The sequence below is a fragment of the Variovorax sp. 01T439_2 genome (genome assembly GCF_056398445.1).
This window is the reverse complement of record NZ_JBFTPJ010000957.1, coordinates 1-2,220: the sequence shown is the minus strand read 5'-3', so window position 1 is coordinate 2,220 and position 2,220 is coordinate 1. Positions and strand designations below refer to the sequence as shown.

General features: G+C 69.5%; 3 protein-coding genes. All 3 read right to left on the bottom strand.

What is annotated here, in order from left to right; genetic code table 11:
- Positions 1 to 62 precede the first annotated feature (62 nt).
- The gene (locus AC1DOC_RS30375) at positions 63 to 410 is read right to left on the bottom strand and encodes a DOPA 4,5-dioxygenase family protein (protein ID WP_012746830.1); all 348 of its coding nucleotides are present in this window, start codon (positions 408 to 410) and stop codon (positions 63 to 65) included.
- A 21-nt stretch (positions 411 to 431) separates the two neighbouring features.
- Positions 432 to 1,484: an SRPBCC family protein gene (locus AC1DOC_RS30370; RefSeq protein WP_278874671.1), complete on the bottom strand. Its 1,053-nt coding sequence runs from the start codon at positions 1,482 to 1,484 to the stop codon at positions 432 to 434.
- Between the two features lie 33 nt (positions 1,485 to 1,517).
- Positions 1,518 to 2,220 (bottom strand): SAM-dependent methyltransferase (locus tag AC1DOC_RS30365; RefSeq protein ID WP_478131196.1); only part of this gene is annotated, 703 nt, incomplete at its 5' end.

Genomic DNA, 2,220 nt, shown 5'->3' with positions numbered 1-2,220 from the left:
GTGCACGGCAGCGCGTCGGAGCACCACGCGCCGCAACCCACGAGCGAAGAAGAACAGGCTAGCTAGCGCCGGAACATCCGCAGGTCGAGCGGGTTCTCTTCGCCGAGCCACATCGCATGCGCCGTGTGGTCGGCAAAGTCGTCGCCCGTGACGCCGTGCACGAAGATGTCGAGGCCGTTGCGGTGCGCCTCGAGCCATTCGATCACCTGGTCGAACTCCGCCGCGTCGAACGCCAGCTGGCAGCTCCAGCGCGTGTGGGGCCCCACCAGCCGTTCGTGCACGCGGCCGACCACCACCATCAGTTCGCGGCCCGCCTGTTCGCACAGCTGCCGGGCCTCGGCCACCGTGGCGGGGTCGAAGTAGACGTGGGCGTGGTATTGCGGATAGAGGTTTTCGGGGCGGCGCGGCATGGTCCGGTCATTGTGGCCCGTTCAGGCGGCGGCCGCTTCGGCCGTTTCGCTGCGCGCCTTGTAGAAGCGCAGGATGTGCTCGGAGAAGTCGCCCAGCAGGAACTGCGCCACACGGTCGGCATACCAGTTGAAGCGCGTGCTCACGCGCCAGGACACATCGATGCGAAGCTCCGTGCCGCCCTCGCGCGGCGTGAGCGTGTAGGCCGAGTCGCGCAGGTCGAAATAGTGGCCGCCGATCACCACGTGGTCGTCCAGCGCGCCGGCGGGAAAGGAATCGGGCGAGAAGCGGTAGCGCCACTTCACGCGCTGCAGCGGTTGCCACTCGGTGATGATCTCGTCGAAGTGCACATCCTTTTGCCACTGCACCTTGCGCACGCGGCCCTCGGGCGTGTCTTGGGTCACGCCCGCCACCGGCATCGGCACGCCGATGCGGTAGGCCCAGGCATCGCCGACCTCGCTCGGGCGGATGCCCTGCGCATTGTTCAGTTCATGCCACACGCGTTCGGCGGGCGCGGCAATGAAGAGGGTGCGCGAGGTGCCTGAGACCTGCTCGGGGTTGGGCCACTGTGGCTCGACGGCGCCGAAGACCAGCGGCAGCAAGGCGAAGCTGTAGAGCGCAGGCCTGGGCCAGTTCGTGATGCGGCAGACGATGCCCATCGCGAGGCCGCCGAGGCTGCCCATGAACGCGAACAGCGGAATGATCACGACCGCACAGACGAGGCCTTCGATGAAGATGGCCAATGTGCCGGCCAGGAACAGGGCCGTGGAGATCCAGGGCATCCAGAGGTAGTAGCCCCAGCTGCGCCGTCCGATGCGCTCGGCCATGTAGACCGTGACCGCGCCGCACACGGCAGGCGCGAGGTAGATGAACGAGCCGAGCATCGCCGAGAAGCGCTGGCCCGGTCCACCGCTGAATGCGATGCGCAGCAGCAATGCCACCAGGGCACCGGCCAGCGCAGGCCAGAACCAGGCGAAGGGCATGTGGCGAATGGAGATGCCGCTCATCGCGGGCGCGGCGGCGGGCGCCGGCGCGGCCGGGCCAGGCCGCTGGGTGTCATCGGGTTCGGTGCTCATTTCGATCTCTTCTCCTCGTCATGTGTTGGTTTTTCAGTCGCTGCGCCTGGCCGTCACCATGCAGTAGTCGAAATCGCGCCAGAAAAGGCCCAGCACCAGCGCGCAGTAGCTGGCCACGATGTGCTTGCGGCGCCAGGGGCTGAGCCGGCCGCGCGCCTTCCAGAGTTCGGCCAGCGCGAAGCGCGTGGCAAGCACCGGGATGTGCAGCGCGCTGGGCGCCACGCGCCAGCGCAGCGACCGCACCTCGATGTCCTCGAAGCCGTGGTCGCGCAGCGCGGCGACGAAATCGTCCCGCACGGCCAGCGTGGGCACGGCCCAGCTGTCGGCCCACAGGCGGTGCAGCCAGCTGGCGCTGCGGCCGGGCTTCTCGCGCAGCAGGAAGCCGTCGATCACCGCGAGCCGTGCGCCGGGCTTCAGCAGGCGGGCCGCCTCGCGCACGAAATCGGCCTTGGCCGTGCCGCTCGCGTAACAGGCGCTTTCCACGGCCCACGCGCCATCGGCCTGTGCGGTGGGCAGGCCGGTGCGGGTGTAGTCGGCCTCGATGTGCGCCACGCGGTCGGCCACGCCGGCGCCGGCATCGAGCCGCAGCGCGATGCGGTTCTGCACCGCCACGTTGGTGACCGTGACGGCAAAGAGCGACGGGTCGTCGCCCACCAGCGTGCGCGCGGTGGCGCCGGCGCCGCAGCCAAGGTCGACCACGCAGCGGCGCTGCGTGCTTTCGTGCACCGGCCGGGGC